A 21415-nucleotide genomic window follows, 5' to 3' on the forward strand; every position below is an offset into this window, starting at 1 on the left:
GGGTGTTAAGCGGGGCCCCCGCCTATGCAGAAGGCGTTAAGCGGGGGCCCCTCCTTTCACTTCACCTGGGCGGGCTCGCGCGCGGCCAGGTGGGCGCGCAGGCCCTCGCCCTCGACGTCCACGTTGGGCAGCAGCTTGTTCAGCCAGCGGGGCAGCCACCAGGCGGCGTTGTTCAGCAGCGACATCACCGCCGGCACGATGGTCATCCGGACCACGAACGCGTCGATGGCGACACCGATCGCGAGCGCGAAGCCCATCGACTTGATGATCGGGTCGTCCAGGAAGACGAAGCCGCCGAACACCGAGATCATGATGAGCGCCGCCGCGGTGACCACCCGGGCACCGTGCCCCATGCCGTTGATGGTGGCCTGGCGGGCGGTGTCCCCGTGCACGAAGTCCTCCCGCATCCGGGAGACCAGGAAGACCTCGTAGTCCATGGCGAGGCCGAACAGGATGCCGATGAGCAGGATCGGCAGGAAGCTGACCAGCGGCGCCGGCGTGTCCACGCCGAGCAGGCCGGCCAGGTGCCCCTGCTGGAACACCGCGACCGTGATGCCGAACGTGGCGGCCACGGTGAGCAGGAAGCCCAGCGCCGCCTTGACCGGCACCAGGATCGACCGGAACACCAGCATCAGCAGCAGCACGGACAGGCCGACCACCAGCAGCAGGTAGACCGGGAGCGCGTCGGAGAGCTTCTCCGACACGTCGATGCCGATCGCGGTGACGCCGGTGAGCAGGACCTCGGCGTTGCCGATGCCGCCGACCTGCCGGCGGATGTCGTGCACCAGGTCCTCGGTCTTCTCGTCGGTCGGCCCGGTCTTCGGGATCACGCCGAGCAACGCGGTGCGGCCGGACGGGTCGAGCTGCGGCGGGGCCACCGCCAGCACCCCGTCGGTCTTCTGGATCAGCGCGGCGACCTGCGGCACGGCGGCCTGGGTGGCCTGCGGCGAGTCGGCGGTGACGACGACCGCGAGCCGGCCGGTGAAGCCGGGGCCGAAGCCCTCCCGGATGAGGTCGTTGCTGACCCGGGCCGGGGTGCCCTCGGCGGCGGTGGAGGCGTCCGGCAGCGCCAGGCGCATGTCCTGCGACGGGATGGCGAGCAGGCCGAGGCCGAGCAGGCCGACCAGGATCACCGGGATGCGGAACCGGGTCACCCAGTGTGCCCAGCGGAAGCCGAAGCCGGAGCGATCCTCGGAGCCGGTGCCCGGGTCGGCGACCGCCTCCCGGTTGCGCAGCTTGCGCGGCAGCACCTTGCGGCCGGCGAAGCCGAGCAGCGCCGGGGCCAGCGTGATCGCCACCAGCACGGCCACGGTGACGGTGCCGGCGGCGGCCAGGCCCATCACGGTGAGGAACGGGATGCCCACCACGGCCAGGCCGGCCAGCGCCACCACCACGGTCGCGCCGGCGAAGACCACGGCGGAGCCGGCGGTGCCGACCGCGCGGCCGACCGCCTCCTCCGGGGAAAGCCCGTCGAGCAGGTTCTGCCGGTGCCGGGAGGTGATGAACAGCGAGTAGTCGATGCCGACCGCGAGGCCGAGCATCAGCGCCAGGATCGGCGCGGTGCTGGTCAGCTCGACCGCGCCGCTGAGCGCGAACAGGCCGGCCATGCCGACGCCGACGCCGATCAGCGCGTTCAGCATGGTCATCCCGGCCGCCACCAGGGACCCGAACGTGATGACCAGGACGATCGCCGCGACCAGCACGCCGAGCGCCTCGGTCGAGCCGACCTCCGGCTCGCCGTTGAGCACCTCGCCGCCGGGCGCGATCTGCCAGCCCTGCGTCTCGGCCTGCTGGCCGACCTTCTCGTACGCGTCGCGCTGCTCGGTGGTGACGTCGTCGGCGCGGCCGGCGAACTGCACCTGGATCAGCGCGTACCGGCCGTCCGGGGTGAGCGCCTGCGCCTGGTAGGGGTCGATCGCGCCGACCACCCCGGGCAGCGTGGCCGCCTCCTGGGTGACCTGCTTGACCACCGCCTGGCCGGCCGGCGTGGTGAGCGCGCCGTCCTGCGGCGCCTTGACCGCGATGGTGCCGGTGGCGCCGCTGGCCGCCGGGAACCGGTCGGCGAGGAGGTCGATCGCCTTCTGCGACTCGGTGCCGGGCATGGTGAAGTTGCTCGCCGTCGGGCCGCGCAGCGTGGCCGCGGCCAGACCGAGACCGACGAGTACGACGAGCCAGACGACGGCGACGAGTCGCCGCCGGCGCAGGGATGCCCGGCCGAGCCGGTACAGCAGGGTCGCCATGGACCTTCCTTCGTCCTCGGGATTGCGACAGTGGGATCAGGTGGTGGGTTCGAGTGCGCGGTGCGCCACGGCGAGCAGCGCGGGTCGCAGCTCCTCGTCGGGGATGTCCAGGAACTCGCCGCAGGTCTCGGCGATGCCGGCCAGGACGACGAGCGCCGCGATGCGGGCGGGCGGCCGGTCGGAGAAGCCGGCGAACGCGGCGATCAGCCGTTCGGAGATCTGTTGGATGTGCGCGAACGCCGGCTGCTGGAGCAGGTCCGGGAACTCGCCCCTCAGCAGCGCGATCTCCCGGCGGAACCGGACCGCCAGGTCGACGAAGCCCTCGGCGGCGACCCGCTGGGCCTCGGCGCCGGTGAGGTCGGCGAGTCGGGCGTCGAGCTGTTCCAGCACCGCGATGGCAGGTGCCATCAGCTCGCAGAGCAGGGTGTCCTTGGTGGCGAAGTGGTAGAGCACGGTGGCCTTGGAGCAGCCCACCTCGCGGGCGATGTCCTGCAGTGAGGTGCCCTTGTAACCGGTGACGGCGAACCGACGGGCCGCCGCGGTGAGCAGCTCGTCGTGGGTGGCCGGGGTAGCGCGCGCCATGCCCTCCAGCATGCCTGACCGATCGGTCAGCACCTGACCGATCGGTCAGACGGATTGCGTGGGCTTCGCCACAGGATGCTCCCGGTCGTACGCCGCCCGGGCCCCGCTGATCGCGTCGCGGTGCCGTTCCGCCCAGCGGGTGAGCGCGACCAGCGACTCGTACAGCTCCCGCGCCATCGGGGTGGCGGTGTACTCGACCTTCGGCGGCACGGTGGCGTGCACGTGCCGGACCAGCAGGCCGTCGCGCTCCAGGTTGCGCAGGGTCAGGGTGAGCATCCGCCGGCTGATCCCCTCCACCCGCCGCTCCAGCTCGGTGAAACGGACCGGACCGGTCGAGGCGGCGATCAGGATGCCGATGCTCCACTTGCCGCCGACCCGGTCCAGCGCCTCCCGCACCGTGCAGGCCCGCGCCCCGTCCGCCGGGCCGGACCCGCACCGGTCGTCCTGCGACGTCACCGCGCCCTCCTTCCGCTCGATGACCGACGGCGACCATCATCCGCCACCGGCGCCCGCCGCCGTGTCGGGGTTGCCGCGGCGCGCCCGGACCGGGAGGGTGGGCGGATGGGCGCCGCTGACGAGACCCGCGACGGGGTGTCGCTGACCAACCTGGACCAGCCGCTGTTCGACTCCGCCGGCGCGACCAAACGCGACCTGGTCGACTACCTCGACGCGGTGCACGGTCGGATCCTGCCGGAGCTGCGCGACCGGCCGCTGTCGGTGCTGCGGGTCCGGCCCGGCCAGGAGCCGTTCATGCAGAAGAACCTGCCGAAGTACACGCCGGACTGGGTGCGCCGCACCGAGGTCTGGGCGGAGGCGTCGCACCGGCGCATCTCGTACGCGCTCTGCGACGACCGGCGCACGCTGCTCTGGTTCGCCAACCAGCGGGCGGTGGAATACCACGCCCCGCTGGCCCGCGCCGGGCAGGCCGAGCACCCGACCCACCTGGTGCTCGACCTGGACCCGCCGGAGGGCGACTCGTTCGGCGCGGCGGTGCGGGTCGCGCTGCTGGTGCGGCAGGCGCTCACCGACGCCGGGCTGGCCGGTGCGGTGAAGACCAGCGGGGCGAAGGGGCTGCACGTGATCGTGCCGGTGGCGTCGTCGACCACGGCCGAGGAGGCCGCCGCCGCGACCCGGGCGCTCGCGGCCCGCGCCGAACGGCTCGACCCGGCGCTGGCCACCACCGCGTTCATCGTGGCCGACCGGGGCGGCCGGGTCTTCGTCGACTCCACCCGCGCCTACGGGGCGACCGTGGTGGCCGCGTACAGCCCCCGGATCCGGCCCGGCACGCCGGTGTCGTACCCGGTCGGCTGGGCCGACCTGGAGTCGGCGACCCCGGCCGACTTCACCGTGCGGACCGTGCCCGCGCTGCTGGGGGAGCGGGACCCGTGGGCGGAGGCGCTGCCCGATCCGCAGCCGCTGCCGGCCGAGCTGGTCGAGGAGGGGCGCGGCATCCCGGTGGCCCGGGTGCAGGCGATGCACGAGGGCAAGCGGCGGGCGAAGGCGCGCCGCGAGGCCGGCTGAGCCGACGCGAAAGCCCGGGCACGAGGCCCGGGCTTCGACGTCTGTCTGGTGCCCCCGGCAGGATTCGAACCTGCGCCCCCGCCTCCGGAGGGCGGTGCTCTATCCCCTGAGCTACGGGGGCTCAGCGACCCGAGAAGAGTAGCAAACCCCTTCCCGGATCACCGAATCGGTATCGCCGGGGAGTCGATCTTCACCGGTCAGGCGGCGGCGACGGTACGACCGCAGCTCGGCAGCGGGTGCAGCGCGATGCGGCGGGGCAGCCGGCGGGGCCACTCGTTGCGCGGCCAGGAGCCGTCCACGATCAGGTGCACGCTGCGTTCCTCGGCGCCGCTGAGCCGCAGCACGAAGTCCCGGGGCAGCGGCGGGTCCACCGAGGGCGTGGTGACCATGAACCGCACCCGCCCCCGGGAGGAGACCGCCGAGACCACGTCCGCGGCGGGCATCGTGCCGCGCAGCCGCACCCGGCCGATCCAGTAGACCTCCGCGGCGTGCTCCTGCGCCGCCCGCGTGATCGCCGGGTACTCACTGCGCACCCACCGCTCGACCGCGCCGACGCACAGGCCGCAGGCCCGCTCGCGCGGCTCGCGCGGCCCGAGCCCCCAGGCCCGGAGGTACGCCCCGACGACGCCGGCGTCCATGGCCAGCGCGAACCGGCGCTCGATGAGCGTGCTCAGGCTCTGCCGGGTCCAGAGTTCCTCGTCGATGCCGAACTCGTCCGGGTGCACGCCCCGCAGCACGTCGATGAGTTCGAGTTCCTGTTCGCGGCTGAGCGTTCCCGGCTCGCCCTGCCGCAGTCCGCGACGGACGGCTGCCACCGCTCCGTCACCGCCGATGGTGTGGCGTCGGCACCAGCTGGTCACCGACCGCCCTGCGTCTCTGAGTGCAACCCCCACGTCCTGCGCAACGAGCCCGAACCATAACCGGTCACGATATGTATGGAGAAAACTCCTGAAATGGACAACCGGGACGTCAGGGCGTGCCACCCAGGCGCTTCAGCGCCGCGTTCAGGTTGGCCAGGTCGTTCTGCTGGGTGTTCTTCATGACCTGGGCGACCGCCAGCACGTCGTCGTCGTGCCCTTCGGCCAGGATCCCGTCGATCATGTGCACCCCGCCGAGGTGGTGCCGGATCATCATCTGGAGGAACAGCACGTCGAACTCGCGACCGCTCGCCGCCTTGAGCTTCGCCATCTCCTCCGGGGTGGCCATGCCCGGCATCAGGCCGTCCTTCACCAGCCCGGCGCCGTCCGACATCCACGCCATCGGGGCCTGCTCGCCGGTCGGGTCCAGCTTCCAGGAGCGCAGCCAGGTCTGCATGGTGCCGATCTCACCCTGCTGCCCGGTGGCGATGTCCACGCCGACCTGCCGGACCTCCGGGTCCTGGCCCTGGCGGAACGCCAGCAGCCCCATGGCCACCGCCTGGTTGTGGTGGGCGGTCATGTCCCGGGCGAAACCGGCCTCGGCCGAGGTGTCACCCGGGCGGGTCAGCGTCGGGGTGAGCAGGCCGCCGGCGTACCCGAGGAGGAGCCCCACCACGACGGCGGCGGCCAGGGCCAGCAGGCCGTAGCGGCGCGCCGCCGGCCGGCCGCCCTGGTCGGCGGCCGGCGCGTCGTCGTCGAACTCGCTGTCGGTGGTCACCGGAGCGGTCATCGCGTCCTCACTGGGTGGGCTGCTCGGGCATGTTCTGCTGCACGTTGTCCCGCGGGGTGGTGCCGGTGGCGGTGATGCCCTGGTCGCAGAGCGCGTTCGGGCCCTCGATCGAGGCGTTCACCCGCAGCGTCTTGATGAAGTCGTCGATCCGGCCGTCGTCGGCGTTGTCGACCTTGAGCTGGAAGCCCCAGGCCTGCAGCGAGATCGGCTTGTCCAGCCCCTCGTACGGGCTGAGCATCAGCTTCTCCTTGCCCTGCACCTTGCTCTTGAGCTTCGCCACCTGGTCGGCGGGCAGGTCCGGGCGGTAGGTGATCCAGACCGTGCCGTGCTCCAGGCTGTGCACCGCGTGCTCGTTGGCGATCGGGGCGTCGTAGACGTCACCCATGCAGTTCTGCCAGGCCTGGTTGTGCGGGCCGCCGACCGGCGGGGACTGCTCGTACTTGAGCGTGCCCGGCTGGTGCTGGCCGCCCTTGAGCAGGTCCTTGTCCTTCTTGCGGAGGTCGACGATGCCGTTGATCGCGTCGGCCCGCTTCTGCCACGGCTGGGCGCCCTGGTAGACCGACCAGGCGCCGATGCCGATGATGGCGACGGCGAGCACGCCGACCGCGGCGAAGAGCGCGATCGGACCCCACGAGCGACCCTGGCTCACCTTCACCGGGGTCACCGGCTTGCGGCCCTTGCCCCCGGCGCCCGGCCGTGGCCCGCCCTTGCCGGCGCCCGGCTTGCCCGCACCGGCCTTGGCGGCGGGCTTGTCGCCGGCCGCGGGTCGGCCGGCGGCCGGCTTCTTGCCGGTGCTGACCACGGTGGGACGGCGTTCCGGGCCGCCCGGGGTGCTGATGCTCATCGTGCCTCGTCAGGTCGGTCGGTCAGGGGAGCGCGGGGCCGGTTCACATGCTGGGTCGCCGCCGCGGTGCCCGAGTCTACCCCCGATAACATGGATCGGTGACTCCCGCAGAACTCGCCGAGGTCGTCCTCGCCGCAGCCCACGCCGTCTTCGACGAGCGGGGTCTGGACCGCGCCGCGCTGCCCGCGCAGACCACCGTCGAGCGACCCCGTAACCCCGATCACGGTGACTACGCCTCCACGCTGGCGCTGCAGCTCAGCAAGAAGGTCGGGGTGCCCCCGCGGGAGCTGGCCACCGCGCTGGCCGAGCAGCTCGGCCGGGCGCCGGGGATCAAGTCGGTGGAGATCGCCGGCCCCGGCTTCCTGAACATCCGGCTGGACGCGGCCGCCGCCGGGCAGCTCGCCAGGGTCATCGTCGAGGCCGGCCCGGCGTACGGGCGCAGCGACACCCTGGCCGGGCAGCGGATCAACCTCGAGTTCGTCTCGGCGAACCCGACCGGCCCGGTGCACATCGGCGGCGTCCGCTGGGCGGCCGTCGGCGACGCGCTCAGCCGGCTGCTGCGCGCCACCGGGGCCGACGTGGGCACGGAATACTACTTCAACGACGCCGGGTCCCAGATCGACCGGTTCGCCCGCTCGCTGCTGGCCGCCGCGAAGGGCGAGGCCGCCCCGGAGGACGGCTACGGCGGCGCCTACATCGCGGAGATCGCCGCCGAGGTGATCAAGGCCCGGCCGGACGTGCTGGACCTGCCCGACGACGCCGCCCAGGAGGTGTTCCGGGTCGAGGGCGTCCAGCTCATGTTCGCCGAGATCAAGTCCTCGCTGCGCGACTTCGGCGTCGAGTTCGACACCTACTTCAACGAGAAGGACCTGCACGACCGGGGCGAGCTGGACCAGGCGCTGGAGCGGCTGCGCGAGCAGGGCCACCTCTACGAGTCCGACGGGGCGACCTGGCTGCGCACCACCGACTTCGGCGACGACAAGGACCGGGTGCTGCGCAAGTCCAACGGCGAGTGGACCTACTTCGCCGCCGACTGCGCCTACTACCTGGACAAGCGGGAGCGCGGCTTCGAGCGGGTCGTGATCATGCTGGGCGCCGACCACCACGGCTACATCGGCCGGATGAAGGCGATGTCCGCCTGCTTCGGCGACGACCCGGCCCGCAACCTGGAGATCCTCATCGGCCAGCTCGTCAACCTGGTCCGCGACGGCGCCCCGGTGCGGATGAGCAAGCGGGCCGGCACCGTGGTCACCCTGGAGGACCTGGTCGACGCGATCGGCGTGGACGCCTCCCGCTACGCGCTGGCCCGCTACTCCAGCGACTCGCCGATCGACATCGACGTGGAGCTGTGGACCCGGGCCACCCGCGACAACCCGGTCTACTACGTGCAATACGTCGCGGCCCGCACCGCCAGCGTCAACCGCAACGCCGCCGAGGTGGGGCTGACCCGGGGCGACGCCGCCGACTTCCACGCCGAGCTGCTCGACCACGAGAAGGAGAACGAGCTGCTCAAGGCGCTGGCCGCGTTCCCGTCCGTGGTGGCCGCCGCGGCCGAGCTGCGGGCCCCGCACCGGCTCTCCCACTATCTGGAGGACCTGGCGCAGGCCTACCACCGGTTCTACGACAACTGCCGGATCCTGCCGCGCGGCGACGAGAAGGTCACCGACCTGCACCGGGCCCGGCTCTGGCTCAACGACGCCACCCGGGTGGTCATCGCCAACGGCCTGCGCCTGCTCGGCGTCTCCGCGCCGGAGCGGATGTAAACATGCGCGCCCATGAGGCCGGTGCGCTGCACGGCGACATCGGCAACCGGGGGCCGGCCTGGCTGCGTACCCCGGTCGACGTCAACTCCCTGGTGCCGCAGCTATGGCCGCGGCACGTGGCGCGCGGCCCGGCCGGCGCGCTGACCGTGGCCGGCCTCGACGTCCGTGACCTGGCCGCCGAGTTCGGCACCCCGGCGTACCTGCTGGACGAGGACGACCTGCGCGAGCGCTGCCGCGAGTTCCGGGCCGCTTTCCCGGACGCGGACGTCTACTACGCCGGCAAGGCGTTCCTCTGCCGCGCCGTGGTCCGGATGATCGCCGAGGAGGGCATGTTCCTCGACGTCTGCACCGGCGGCGAGCTGGCCACCGCGCTGTCCGCCGGGATGCCCCCGGAGCGGATCGGCTTCCACGGCAACAACAAGTCGGTGGCCGAGCTGACCCGGGCGGTGGACGCCGGGGTCGGGCGGATCATCGTGGACTCGTCCACCGAGATCGACCGGCTCACCGCGCTGGCCCGGGAGCGGGGCGTCCGCCCCCGGGTGCTGCTGCGGGTCACCGTCGGCGTGGAGGCGCACACCCACGAGTTCATCGCCACCGCGCACGAGGACCAGAAGTTCGGCTTCTCGCTGGCCGGCGGCGCGGCGGCCGCGGCGGCGTTCCGGATCCTCGACGAGGACGCGCTGGAGCTGCGCGGGCTGCACTCGCACATCGGCTCGCAGATCTTCGACGCCAGCGGCTTCGAGGTCTCCGCCCGCCGGGTGCTCGCCCTGCAGGCGCAGATCCGCGACGCCCGCGGCGTGGAGCTGCCCGAGCTGGACCTGGGCGGCGGCTTCGGCATCGCGTACACCACCCAGGACGACCCGGCCTCGCCGCACGACCTGGCCAAGCGGCTCCGCAAGATCGTCGACGGGGAGTGCGCGGCGGAGAACCTGGCCGTGCCGCACCTGTCCGTCGAGCCCGGCCGGGCGATCGTCGGCCCGGCCGTGCTCACGCTCTACCAGGTCGGGACCGTGAAGGAGCTGGACGGCCTGCGGACGTACGTCAGCGTCGACGGCGGGATGAGCGACAACATCCGCACCGCCCTCTACGACGCGTCCTACTCGGCCACGGTGGCCAACCGGGCGTCGGACGCGGAGCCGATGCTGGCCCGCGTGGTGGGAAAGCACTGTGAGTCCGGGGACATCGTGGTGAAGGATGAATTCCTGCCCGCCGACGTGCAGCCCGGAGATCTTGTCGCGGTGCCCGGCACCGGCGCCTACTGCCGGAGCATGGCCAGCAACTACAACCATGTGCCGCGCCCACCGGTCGTCGCCGTACGTGACGGCTCGGCCCGGGTGATCGTTCGTCGGGAGACGGAAGACGACCTGCTCGCATTGGATGTGGGATGACCTCACCGGTTCGCTTGGCACTTCTCGGCTGCGGCACGGTCGGCGGCGACGTGGTGCGCCTGCTGCACGAGCAGTCGGCCGACCTCGCCGCCCGGATCGGCGCGCCGCTGGAGATCGCCGGCATCGCCGTACGCCGGCTCGGGCGTGACCGCGGCGACCTGCCGGTCGACCCGGCCCTGTTCACCACCGACCCGCTCGGGCTGATCAAGCGGGACGACGTGGACGTGGTGGTGGAGGTCGTCGGCGGCATCGAGCCGGCCCGTGGCTGGCTGGTCGAGGCGTTGCGTGCCGGCAAGAGCGTGGTCACCGCCAACAAGGCGCTGCTCGCCGAGGACGGCGCCACGCTGCACGACGCGGCCGCCGAGGGGGGCGCCGACCTCTACTACGAGGCGAGCGTCGCCGGGGCCATCCCGCTGCTGCGCCCGCTGCGGGAGTCGTTGCACGGCGACCGGATCACCCGGGTCACCGGCATCGTGAACGGCACCACCAACTTCATCCTCTCCGCCATGGACGCGACCGGCGCCGGCTTCGCCGAGGCGCTGGAGGAGGCCACCGAGCTGGGGTACGCGGAGGCCGACCCGACGGCCGACGTGGAGGGCTTCGACGCCGCCGCCAAGGCCGCGATCCTCGCCTCGCTGGCGTTCCACACCCGGGTCACCGCCGCCGACGTGCACCGCGAGGGCATCACCGAGGTGACCGCGGCGGACGTGGCCAGCGCCAAGGCGATGGGTTGCACGATCAAGCTGCTCTGCATCGCCGCCCGGGGCGTCGACGCCGCCGGCGGCGAGACCGTCAACGTCCGGGTGCACCCGGCGATGATCCCACTGACCCATCCGCTGGCCCGGGTGGGTGACGCGTTCAACGCGGTCTTCGTCGAGGCCGACGCGGCCGGGCAGCTCATGTTCTACGGCCGCGGCGCGGGCGGCGCGCCCACCGCCAGCGCGGTCCTCGGCGACGTGGTGGCGGTGGCCCGCAACCGCATCGCCGGGGTACACGCGGCCAGCGAGTCGGCGTACGCGGGCCTCTCGGTGCGGCCGATGGGGGAGGCGCTCACCCGCTACCACATCAGCCTCGACGTGGCCGACCGGCCGGGTGTGCTGGCGGCGGTGGCCGGGGTGTTCGCCCGGCACGAGGTCTCCATCGCCACCGTGCGGCAGGGGCCGGCCGGCGGCGACGCCGAGCTGGTCATCGTCACCCACGTCGCACCGGACGCCGCGCTCGCGGCCACCGTGCGGGAACTGCGCGGGCTGGAGACCGTCCGCTCGGTCACCAGCGTGCTGCGGGTCGAGGGCGACGCGTAACCCCGCCGTCCCGCCTGATGGTTAAGGCAGGGTGTGGCGGTGACCGGCGGGGCAGGCTGGGCCACGCTGGTGGCGGGCCCGTGACCGGGGCGACGGAGGCGAGGAGCGCGACATGTGGCGAGGGTTGATCGAGGCGTACCGGGACCGGCTGCCGATCACCGAGGCCACTCCCGTCGTGACCCTGCACGAGGGGAACACGCCGCTGCTGCCGGCGCCGGTGCTCTCCGCCCGGGTCGGCGCCGACGTGTGGCTCAAGGTCGAGGGCGCGAACCCGACCGGATCCTTCAAGGACCGGGGCATGACCGTCGCGGTCTCCAAGGCCGTCGAGGCCGGCGACAAGGCGATCATCTGCGCCTCCACCGGCAACACCAGCGCGTCGGCCGCCGCGTACGCGGCCCGCGCCGGGATCACCTGCGCGGTGCTGGTGCCGCAGGGCAAGATCGCGCTGGGCAAGCTGGCCCAGGCGTTGGTGCACGGCGCGAAGCTGCTCCAGGTGCAGGGCAACTTCGACGACTGCCTGGCGCTGGCCGGCAAGCTCGCCCAGGACTTCCCGGTCGGGCTGGTCAACTCCGTCAACGTCTACCGGCTGCACGGGCAGAAGACCGCCGCCTTCGAGATCGTCGAGGCACTCGGCGACGCGCCCGACATCCACTGCCTGCCGGTCGGCAACGCCGGCAACATCTCCGCCTACTGGATGGGCTACTCGGAGGACCTGCACGCCGGCAACGCCACCCGGGCGCCCCGGATGTACGGCTTCCAGGCGGCCGGCGCGGCCCCGATCGTCACCGGCCGGATGGTGCCCGAGCCGTCGACCATCGCCACCGCCATCCGGATCGGCAACCCGGCGAGCTGGACCAAGGCCGTCGACGCGCGGGACGCCTCGGACGGGCTGATCTCCGCGGTCACCGACCGGGAGATCCTGTCGGCCTACCGGCTGCTGGCCCGCGAGGTGGGGGTCTTCGTCGAGTTGGGCAGCGCGGCCAGCGTGGCCGGTCTGCTCCAGCAGGCCGACGCCGGTCGGGTGCCGGCCGGGTCGCGGGTGGTCTGCACGGTCACCGGGCACGGCCTGAAGGACCCGGAGTGGGCCATCTCGACCGCTCCCGCGCCGCTGACCGTGGCGAACGACCCGATCGCCGCCGCCCGCGCCCTCGACCTGGCCTGAACCCGCCCGCCCCGACAGCGGGCGACGCGAGCGGGTGCGGCAGACTCAGGGCACCCCGCAGACCCCTCTTCAGGAGTGACCAACGCCCATGTCGTTGCTCGCCAGATTCAGTCTTGCCAACCGGGGCCTGATCGCCCTGATCGCGTTGGTGACCACGGTGTTCGGCGTGTTCGCCGTGCCGTCGCTCAAGCAGCAGCTCCTGCCGTCGCTGGAGTTTCCCGCCGCGTTCATCGTGGCGCCGTATCCGGGCGCCGCGCCCGAGATCGTCGAGTCGCAGGTCGCCGAGCCGATCGAGAACAGCCTCCAGGGCATCCCGGGGCTGGAGAAGGTCACCTCCACGTCCCGCGAGGGCGCGGCCACCGTCCAGGTGCAGTACGAGTTCGGCACCGACCTGGACGACGTGGTCAGCAAGATGGAGACCGCGATCAACCGGGCCCAGCTCCCCGAGGGCGTGGACCCGCAGGTGATCGCCGGCAGCACCGACGACCTGCCCGCCGTGGTGGTGGCCGCGACCGGCGACGGCGACGAGCGGGCGCTGGCCGAGAAGCTGCGCGCCACCGTGGTCCCGGAGCTGGAGGGGCTGGACGGGGTCCGCTCGGTGGACGTCACCGGCGCCCGGGACCAGGTGGTGACGATCACGCCGGACCCGGCGAAGCTGGCCGCCGCGCGGGTGGCGCCGACCGCGATCGCCCAGGCGCTGAAGACCAACGGGGTGGCCGTGCCGGCCGGCGCGCTGGCCGACGGCGACCGGTCGCTGCCGGTGCAGGTCGGCACGCCGATCCGCACCGTGGACGACCTGCGCGGCATCGTGCTCGGCACCGCGCCGGCCGCGCCGGTCCGCCTCGGTGACGTGGCCCGGGTGGAGCAGCAGCTCGCCCCGGCGACGTCGTTCACCCGCACCAACGGCAAGCCGAGCCTCGGCATCGCGGTCACCGCCAGCCCGGACGGCAACGCGGTCGGCATCTCGCACGACATCCGGGACCGGCTCGACGAGCTGAAGGCCGCCTCCGGCGCGGAGCTGACCGTGGTCTTCGACCAGGCCCCGTTCGTCGAGCGGTCCATCGAGAGCCTCACCACCGAGGGCCTGCTCGGCCTGCTGATGGCGGTGGTGGTGATCCTGGTCTTCCTGCTCTCGATCCGGTCCACGGTGGTCACCGCGGTCTCCATCCCGCTGTCCGTGCTGGTCGCGTTGATCGTGCTCTGGGCCGGCGACTACTCGCTGAACCTGCTCACGCTCGGCGCGTTGACCATCGCGGTCGGCCGGGTGGTGGACGACTCCATCGTGGTGCTGGAGAACATCAAACGGCACCTGGAGTACGGCGAGGAGAAGCGGGCGGCGATCCTGGCGGCGGTCCGCGAGGTGGCCGGCGCGGTGACCGCCTCCACCCTCACCACGGTCGCCGTGTTCGCGCCGATCGCCCTGGTGGGCGGCTTCGTCGGGCAGCTCTTCGCGCCGTTCGCGATCACCGTGACGGTGGCCCTGCTCGCCTCGCTGCTGGTGTCGCTGACCGTCATCCCGGTGCTGGCCTACTGGTTCCTGCGGCCGCGCGCCGGCGCGGACGACGAGGCCGCCCGCCGGGCCGCCGAGGAGAAGGAGCTGCGCAGCCCGTTGCAGCGGGCGTACCTGCCGGTGATCGGGTTCGCCACCCGGTCCCGCGGGAGCCGGTGGGCGACCGTGGCGCTCGGCCTGCTGGTGCTGCTGGGCACGTTCGGCCTGGCGCAGAAGCTGGAGACGAACTTCCTGGACGACTCCGGTCAGGACACGCTCGCCATCCGGCAGGAGATGCCGGCCGGCACCGGGCTCGCCGGCACCGACCGGGCCGCCGCCCGCGTCGAGGAGGTGCTGCGGCGCACGTCGGGCGTGGAGACCTACCAGGTCAGCGCCGGTGGCGGGGACAACCCGTTCGCCGGGGGTGGCGGCAGCGACCGCGCCTCCTGGTCGCTGGCGCTCGCCGACGACACCGACGCCAAGACGGTGCGGGAGGCGCTGCGCAAGGAGTTCGACGCGCTCGGCCCGGAGGTCGGCGAGCTGACCTTCGGCGGCGGGCAGAACGCCTCCGCCAACCAGGTCGAGGTGGTGGTGCAGGCCGCCGACCAGGAGACGCTGACCCGGGCGGCGGAGGAGGTCCGGGCCGCGATGGCCGGCACCTCGGGCGTCGAGGACGTGACCACCAGCCTGGCCACCCGGGTGCCCCGGGTGGAGGTGAGCGTGGACCGGGTCGCGGCGGCCCGTGCCGGTCTGACCGAGGCGGCCGTGGGGCAGCTCGTGGCGCAGACGTACCGGGGGGCGCCGCTGGGTCAGGTCACGCTGGACGGCGCCGCGCAGGACGTGGTGCTGAGCACCGGGGCCCGGCCGCCGGTGAGCGTGGCCGAGTTGCGGGCGTTGCGGGTGGGGCCGCTGACGCTGGACGCGATCGCCGACGTCAACCAGGTCGACGGCCCGCAGCAGGTGACCCGGATCGACGGGGAGCGCAGCGTCTCGGTGACCGGCACGGCGACCGGCTCGAACCTCGGCGCCACCACCCAGGAGCTGCAGAAGAAGCTGGACGCGCTGGACGTGCCGGGCGCCACGTCCGTGATCGGCGGGGTGAGCGCCGACCAGGCGGACGCGTTCGCGGATCTCGGGCTGGCCGTGCTGGCCGCCATCGCGATCGCCTTCCTGATCATGGTGGCCACGTTCCGCAGCCTGACCCAGGCGCTGATCCTGCTGATCTCGGTGCCGTTCGCGGCGACCGGGGCGATCGCGCTGCTGCTGGCCACCGGGACACCGCTGGGCGTGCCGGCGCTGATCGGCGTGCTCATGCTGGTCGGCATCGTGGTGACCAACGCGATCGTGCTGCTCGACCTGATCAACCAGTACCGGGCGCAGGGGATGGGCGTCACCGAGGCGGTGGTCGAGGGCGGCCGGCGGCGACTGCGGCCGATCCTGATGACCGCGGTGGCCACCGTGTTCGCGCTGCTGCCGATGGCGTTCGGCCTGACCGGTGAGGGCGGCTTCATCTCGAAGCCGCTGGCGATCGTGGTGATCGGCGGCCTGCTCAGCTCGACCCTGCTGACGCTGGTCCTGGTGCCGACGCTCTACACGATGGTGGAGCGCACCAAGGGTTCGCTGCGGGCCCGCCGGGACCGCCGCCGGGGCGTGCCGGCGCCGGTCGAGGCGACCGAGCCGGTCGAGCCGGCCGAGGCCCCGGTGCCGGTGACCGTGGGCGGTGGGGAGGGCCGGGCCGAGCCGCCGGCCCGCCCGTCCGGCGCGTTGGTCGACGGTACGGACCAGTTCGAGGTGCTCCGCCTCCCGAAGAGCCGCCGTTCCCCGCTCCCCCCGACCGAGTGAAAGGAGGGGCCCCCGCTTAACGCATTCTGCATAGGCGGGGGCCCCGCTTAACACCTCCACCTTGAGCGCATCGGGCGGTACGCTCGGTGAGCTGGTGCCTACTCGGGGTGCGGGGGCGCGATGGCGGACGGCGCGGGCCGGTGGGATCGGCGCACACTGCTGCGCCGGTCCGCGCTGGTGCTCGGCGGCGCCGCACTCGGGTCCGCGGCCACGCTGGAGAGCACCTGGGTGGCCGACCGCCGGCTCCCGCTGGCCGGCGGCCCGGCCAGCGCCACGCTCGGCAACCGCCGCCAGGACGTCGGCGGGGGCGGGGTGCAGGTGGTCTGGGGCGTCCGGGCCGACACGCCGCTGGTCGCGCTGACGTTCGACGACGGCCCTCGGCCACAGTGGACGCCGATGGTGCTGGACACGCTTGCCGAGCACCGGGTGCCGGCGACGTTCTTCCTGGTCGGTGAGCATGCCCGCCGGCACGCCGGGCTGGTGCGGGGCCGGATGGGCGAGCACGAGGTGGGCAACCACAGCTGGGCGCACCACGACCTGGCCCGGATGGACGCCGACACGGTGCACGACGACCTGAGCCGCAGCCACGACGCGATCGTCGCCGCCACCGGCGCGACGCCGCGCCTGCTCCGTCCGCCCTGGGGCCACCTGGGCGGGGCGGTGCTGCACGCCGCCGCCCGGCTGGACTACCGGGTGGTGCTCTGGACACTGCAGATGGTCGAGGGTGAATACCCGCACGACCCGGCCGGGCACGCCCGGCGCATCGTCGCCGACGTGCGGCCCGGCACCATCCTGCTCGGTCACGACGTCGGCGACGAGCGGCGGCTGGTCGCGTTGCGCGGCCTGCCCGACATGATCGCCGGGCTGCGGGCCCGGGGCTACACCTTCGTCACGGTCTCCGACCTGCTGCGTCGCGCTGCCGGCCCGGGAGCCGCCCGGTAGGGTGCCGGCGTGCCGCCCACCCTCTCGGTCCTCGTCCGCAACCGCGACTTCCGCAACCTGTTCCTCGCCGAGCTGGTGGTCTTCGGCGCCGACTGGTTCGTCATGGTGCCGTTGCTGGTGCTCCTGCCGGACCTGACCGGCAGCGGGGTCTGGGGCGCGCTGGTGCTGGCCGTGGACACCGGCACCACCGCGCTGCTGCTGCCGTACGCCGGCACCATCGCCGACCGGTTCGACCGCCGCAAGGTCATGATGGCGGCCAACGTGGCCGCGCTCGTCGGAGTCCTGCTGTTGCTCGGCGTCCGCTCCGGCGCGACGGCGTGGCTGGCGTTGGCGGCGATCGCGATCGTCGCGGTGGCGAAGGCGTTCTACTCGCCCGCCGCCCAGGCCGCCCTGCCCAACGTGGTCGACCCGGCGGACCTGGCCGCGGCGAACGCGGTCGCCGGCTCGGCCTGGGGCACGATGACCGTGGTCGGCGCCTCGCTCGGCGGCATCCTCAGCGCCGCGTCCGGGCCGTACGCCAGCTTCTGGGTGGCCGCCGCGGGCCTGGCCGGCGCGGCGGTGCTGGCCGCGCTGATCCGCCGGCCCCTGCAGGCGCCCCGGGACCCGGCGGCGACGGTGCCGCGCACGCTGGCGGCGATCCGCGAGGCGCTCGGCTACATCGCCCACCGGCCGCGCGTGCTGGCGTTGGTCACGGTCAAGTCGGCGGTCGGCCTGGGCAACGGGGTGCTGACCGTCTTCCCGCTGCTCGCCGGCGTCTACTCCGTCGGCGCGGTGGGCGCCGGGCTGCTCTTCGCCGCCCGGGGCGCCGGGGCGCTGGTCGGCCCGATCCTGATGCGCCGGGTGCTCAGCAACCGGCGCTGGCTGCTCACCGGGCTCGCGCTGTCCATGTCGACCTACGGCCTGGCCTATCTGGGCGCCTCGGCGGTGTCGTGGTTCCCGCTGGTGCTGGCCCTGGTGTTCCTGGCCCACCTGGGCGGCGGCAGCAACTGGGTGCTGTCCAACTACGCCCTGCAGGGCGAGGTGCCGGACCGGCTGCGGGGTCGGGTCTTCGCCACCGACATGATGCTGGCCACGCTGGCCATCGCGGTCAGCCAACTGGTGGTGGCGCTGGTGGTGGACCGGGTGGACGAGCGCACCGTGCTGGCCGGCTGCGGCCTGGTCACCGTGGTCTACGCGATCGGCTGGCGCTTCGCCACCCGGCGCCTGTCGCTGACCGACCCGGCCGGCGCCCCGGCTCCCGGGCGGGTCGGCTGACGGCGGGCTTCCCAGGCTCCGGACGGGTCCGGTGCGGCGTCGTACCGAGGCCCTAGCATGAGCCGGTGCCGACCACTCTCGCCTCCGGCCCGGTCCGGGTCCGGGTGCCCGCGACCAGCGCCAACCTCGGTCCCGGCTTCGACGCGCTCGGGCTGGCCCTCGGCCTGCACGACGACGTCACCGCCGAGGTGACCGGCGGCGGGGTCCGGGTGGAGGTCACCGGAGAGGGCGCCGGCGAGCTGCCGTCGGACGAGCGGCACCTGGTCGTGACCGCGATGCGGGCCGCCTTCGACGTGCTCGGCGCGCAGCCCGCCGGCCTGGCGTTGGAGTGCGCCAACCGGATCCCGCAGGCCCGGGGCCTGGGCTCGTCCTCGGCGGCGATCGTGGCCGGGGTGCTGGCGGCCCGCGCACTGGTGGTCGACGGCGGGCAACGGCTGGACGACGACGCGGTCCTGCGGCTGGCGGCCGAGCTGGAGGGGCATCCGGACAACGTGGCGCCCTGCCTGCTCGGCGGCTTCACGATCGCCTGGACCGAGCCGACCGGTGCCCGGGCGGTGTCGCTGCCGGTGGCGCCGGCGGTCCGGCCCACCGTCTTCGTGCCGGGCGAGCGTGGCCTGACCTCGGTGGCCCGGGCCGCGCTGCCGGCCGTGGTGCCGCACGCGGACGCGGCGTCCAACGCGGGCCGGGCCGCGCTGCTGGTGCACGCGCTGACCGCCGACCCGGCGCTGCTGCTGCCGGCGACGGTCGACCGGCTGCACCAGGACCAGCGGGCCCCGGGGATGCCGGGCACCGCGAAACTGGTCGCTGAGCTGCGTGAGGCTGGTGTGGCGGCCGTGGTCAGCGGGGCCGGTCCGACCGTGCTGGCGCTGTCCGGCGTGCCGGCGGGGTTCGAGGCGGGAACAGATTGGCGCCGTCGAGAGTTGCCGACAGATGTCAGCGGGGCCCGGGTTTTCCGGGGTAGACTTTGACACGCCGAGCGGGACCCTGTTGCCGCAGGTCGGAAGAGTTGATTACGCTCTAGACCGAGCACAGCCGCGAAGCATGCGATCTTCCTGCGGTTCGGCGCACCCCCGAAGCTCTCGGCGGTAAGCCCGTCACCCCTGCCCAAGGCCTACGCCGCACCGCAGTTTCCACAGGTCGCCGCAGACGGCGAGACCTGCTCACCGATGTTGGTGAGTCGGGAGACCGCCCGGCTGCTGTGTTCAAGACTCCCGCGACGCGTCCATGCGAGGCGGGTGCACCGAGGCCGCCCGGCCACCTGGCTCCACGACTCCGGGCAGTCCCGGCCTATCGAGGGAAGGAATCCATTGAGCGACACCACCGACGTGACGTCGGATGTTTCCAACGTCGCTGGCGATGCCACCACCGCCGCCCCCACGCGTCGTCGGCGCAGCGGCACCGGCCTGTCGGCGATGCTGCTGCCGGAGCTGCAGAGCCTGGCCGCGTCGCTCGGCATCTCCGGCACGGCTCGCATGCGCAAGGGCGAGCTGATCAGTGCGATCACCGAGCGGCAGGGCGGCGCCGCCGCCGGAACCCCTCGACCGCGGGCCGAGGTCGCTGCCGCGGCTGCTCCCGCCCGTGAGGAGGTGCACGCCGAGGTCTCCAAGGACCGGGCCGAGGGTGAGCGTCGCACCGCCGAGCAGGCGCCGGCCGCCGAGGTGACCGAGGGTCGTACCAGGGGTCGCCGCAGCCGGGCCACCGCCGCGAGCGCCGAGACGCGCCCGGCCGAGACGCGTGCCGAGGAGGCTCCCGCCGAGACCGGCGACCGGGCCGAGCGCGGCGCCGACCGGGCGGAGCGCGGCGGCGACCGGGCCGAGCGCACCGACGAGCGGGGCCGTGAGCGGGCCGAGCGCGGCGGCGACCGCAACGACCGGGGTGACCGTGCCGACCGCACCGACCGGGGCGACCGCAGCGAGCGTGCCGAGCGGGGTGACCGCACCGAGCGCGGTGACCGCAACGACCGGGGCGAGCGTGCCGAGCGGGGCGACCGCACCGAGCGGGGCGAGCGGAACGACCGGGGCGAGCGCGCCGAGCGCGGTGACCGCAACGACCGGGGCGACCGCAACGACCGGGGTGACCGGAACGACCGGGGTGACCGCAACGATCGCGGCGACCGCAACGACCGGGGCCCGCGTGCGGACCGGGACGACGACGACGACGAGGGCGGCGGCCGGCGGGGTCGGCGCAGCCGGTTCCGGGACCGTCGGCGTGGGCGCGGTGAGCGTGGCGAGGGCGGCGACGGCGGCGGTGGCGGCGGCCGCGAGCCGCAGGTCGGCGAGGACGACGTGCTCGTCCCGGTCGCCGGCATCATCGACGTGCTCGACAACTACGCCTTCGTCCGGACCACCGGCTACCTGGCCGGCCCGAACGACGTGTACGTCTCGATGTCCCAGATCAAGAAGTACGGCCTGCGCCGCGGTGACGCGATCACCGGCGCGGTCCGGGCGGCCCGGGACGGCGAGCAGCGGCGCGACAAGTACAACCCGCTGGTCCGGCTGGACACCATCAACGGCATGGAGCCGGAGGAGGCGCGCCGGCGGCCGGAGTTCTACAAGCTCACCCCGCTCTACCCGCAGGAGCGGCTGCGGCTGGAGACCGAGCCGCACATCCTGACCACCCGGGTCATCGACCTGGTGATGCCGATCGGCAAGGGTCAGCGTGCGCTCATCCAGTCGCCGCCCAAGGCGGGCAAGACGATGGTGTTGCAGGCGATCGCGAACGCGATCACCCGCAACAACCCGGAGTGCCACCTGATGGTGGTGCTGGTGGACGAGCGGCCCGAAGAGGTCACCGACATGCAGCGGTCGATCAAGGGCGAGGTCATCGCGGCCACGTTCGACCGTCCGCCGCAGGACCACACCACGGTGGCCGAGCTGGCGATCGAGCGGGCCAAGCGCCTGGTCGAGCTGGGGCACGACGTGGTCGTGCTGCTCGACTCGGTGACCCGGCTGGGCCGGTCGTACAACCTGGCGGCGCCGGCCTCCGGCCGGATCATGTCGGGTGGTATCGACTCCACCGCGCTCTACCCGCCGAAGCGATTCCTCGGCGCCGCCCGCAACATCGAGAACGGCGGCTCGCTGACCATCATCGCCACGGCGCTGGTGGAGACCGGGTCCATGGCGGACACGGTCATCTTCGAGGAGTTCAAGGGCACCGGCAACGCCGAGCTGAAGCTGGATCGGAAGATCGCCGACAAGCGCGTCTTCCCGGCCATCGACATCAACCCCACCGGCACGCGCAAGGAGGAGGTCCTGTTCGCGCCGGAGGAGTTGGCGATCATCCACAAGCTCCGCAAGGTGCTGCACTCGCTGGACTCGCAGGCGGCGCTCGACCTCCTGCTGGACCGGCTCAAGCAGTCCCGCACCAACATCGAGTTCCTGATGCAGATCGCGAAGTCCACTCCGGGCGAGTGACCTGAGGGTTCGACGACGGGGGGCACG

Annotated in this window: 16 protein-coding genes and 1 tRNA gene; 10 read left to right on the forward strand and 7 right to left on the reverse strand. The window is 73.4% G+C overall.

Annotation, left to right across the window (positions count from 1 at the left end):
• Positions 1 to 56 precede the first annotated feature (56 nt).
• The 3 genes from H1D33_RS29715 to H1D33_RS29725 are packed head-to-tail and all read right to left on the reverse strand — an operon-like array spanning position 57 to position 3278.
• Complete coding sequence (locus tag H1D33_RS29715) at positions 57 to 2240, reverse strand: MMPL family transporter (RefSeq protein WP_181570061.1); 2184 nt, start codon at positions 2238 to 2240, stop codon at positions 57 to 59.
• 36 nt (positions 2241 to 2276) lie between these two features.
• Positions 2277 to 2822: a TetR/AcrR family transcriptional regulator gene (locus H1D33_RS29720; RefSeq protein ID WP_181570060.1), complete on the reverse strand. Its 546-nt coding sequence runs from the start codon at positions 2820 to 2822 to the stop codon at positions 2277 to 2279.
• 45 nt (positions 2823 to 2867) lie between these two features.
• Positions 2868 to 3278: a winged helix-turn-helix transcriptional regulator gene (locus H1D33_RS29725; protein WP_181570059.1), complete on the reverse strand. Its 411-nt coding sequence runs from the start codon at positions 3276 to 3278 to the stop codon at positions 2868 to 2870.
• Between the two features lie 105 nt (positions 3279 to 3383).
• On the opposite strand from H1D33_RS29725, the gene ligD reads away from it, so the two are divergent.
• Complete coding sequence (gene ligD, locus H1D33_RS29730) at positions 3384 to 4343, forward strand: non-homologous end-joining DNA ligase (protein WP_181570058.1); 960 nt, start codon at positions 3384 to 3386, stop codon at positions 4341 to 4343.
• A gap of 46 nt (positions 4344 to 4389) precedes the next feature.
• On the opposite strand, the gene H1D33_RS29735 is transcribed toward ligD, so the two are convergent.
• The 4 genes from H1D33_RS29735 to H1D33_RS29750 all read right to left on the reverse strand — a co-directional run bounded on the left by H1D33_RS29735 (position 4390) and on the right by H1D33_RS29750 (position 6834).
• Positions 4390 to 4464, reverse strand: a tRNA-Arg gene (locus H1D33_RS29735).
• A 76-nt stretch (positions 4465 to 4540) separates the two neighbouring features.
• Positions 4541 to 5236, reverse strand: a complete 696-nt coding sequence (locus tag H1D33_RS29740) for a winged helix-turn-helix domain-containing protein (RefSeq protein ID WP_181570057.1) — start codon at positions 5234 to 5236, stop codon at positions 4541 to 4543.
• Positions 5237 to 5312: 76 nt separating this feature from the next.
• Positions 5313 to 5990, reverse strand: a complete 678-nt coding sequence (locus tag H1D33_RS29745) for a DUF305 domain-containing protein (protein ID WP_181570056.1) — start codon at positions 5988 to 5990, stop codon at positions 5313 to 5315.
• A 7-nt stretch (positions 5991 to 5997) separates the two neighbouring features.
• A complete protein-coding gene (locus H1D33_RS29750) occupies positions 5998 to 6834 on the reverse strand; it encodes a DUF3105 domain-containing protein (RefSeq protein WP_181570055.1) in 837 nt (278 codons plus the stop codon).
• 98 nt (positions 6835 to 6932) lie between these two features.
• Between H1D33_RS29750 and argS the strand changes: the two genes are divergently transcribed.
• From argS to rho, 9 genes are all read left to right on the forward strand, one after another.
• Positions 6933 to 8597, forward strand: coding sequence for an arginine--tRNA ligase (gene argS / locus H1D33_RS29755; protein WP_181570054.1), 1665 nt, complete (start codon positions 6933 to 6935; stop codon positions 8595 to 8597).
• A 2-nt stretch (positions 8598 to 8599) separates the two neighbouring features.
• A complete protein-coding gene (gene lysA / locus H1D33_RS29760; RefSeq protein ID WP_181570053.1) occupies positions 8600 to 9985 on the forward strand; it encodes a diaminopimelate decarboxylase in 1386 nt (461 codons plus the stop codon).
• Entirely contained in the window at positions 9982 to 11286 is a 1305-nt protein-coding gene (locus H1D33_RS29765; RefSeq protein ID WP_181570052.1) for a homoserine dehydrogenase, read from the forward strand. The genes lysA and H1D33_RS29765 overlap by 4 nt, the downstream gene beginning before the upstream one ends.
• Positions 11287 to 11398: 112 nt before the next feature.
• Positions 11399 to 12448, forward strand: a complete 1050-nt coding sequence (gene thrC, locus H1D33_RS29770) for a threonine synthase (RefSeq protein ID WP_181570051.1) — start codon at positions 11399 to 11401, stop codon at positions 12446 to 12448.
• A gap of 88 nt (positions 12449 to 12536) precedes the next feature.
• Positions 12537 to 15779 (forward strand): efflux RND transporter permease subunit, encoded by a 3243-nt coding sequence (locus H1D33_RS29775; RefSeq protein WP_181570050.1) that lies wholly within the window; start codon positions 12537 to 12539, stop codon positions 15777 to 15779.
• A gap of 120 nt (positions 15780 to 15899) precedes the next feature.
• Positions 15900 to 16721, forward strand: a complete 822-nt coding sequence (locus H1D33_RS29780; protein WP_181570049.1) for a polysaccharide deacetylase family protein — start codon at positions 15900 to 15902, stop codon at positions 16719 to 16721.
• Between the two features lie 9 nt (positions 16722 to 16730).
• Positions 16731 to 17975 carry an MFS transporter gene (locus tag H1D33_RS29785; RefSeq protein ID WP_181570048.1) on the forward strand — a complete coding sequence of 415 codons (1245 nt, stop codon included), beginning with the start codon at positions 16731 to 16733 and terminating at the stop codon, positions 17973 to 17975.
• A 65-nt stretch (positions 17976 to 18040) separates the two neighbouring features.
• A complete protein-coding gene (gene thrB / locus H1D33_RS29790; RefSeq protein WP_181570047.1) occupies positions 18041 to 18943 on the forward strand; it encodes a homoserine kinase in 903 nt (300 codons plus the stop codon).
• A 339-nt stretch (positions 18944 to 19282) separates the two neighbouring features.
• Complete coding sequence (rho, locus tag H1D33_RS29795; protein WP_181570046.1) at positions 19283 to 21388, forward strand: transcription termination factor Rho; 2106 nt, start codon at positions 19283 to 19285, stop codon at positions 21386 to 21388.
• Positions 21389 to 21415 lie beyond the last annotated feature (27 nt).

This window comes from Micromonospora ferruginea, assembly GCF_013694245.2.
GTDB classification, from domain to species: domain Bacteria; phylum Actinomycetota; class Actinomycetes; order Mycobacteriales; family Micromonosporaceae; genus Micromonospora; species Micromonospora robiginosa.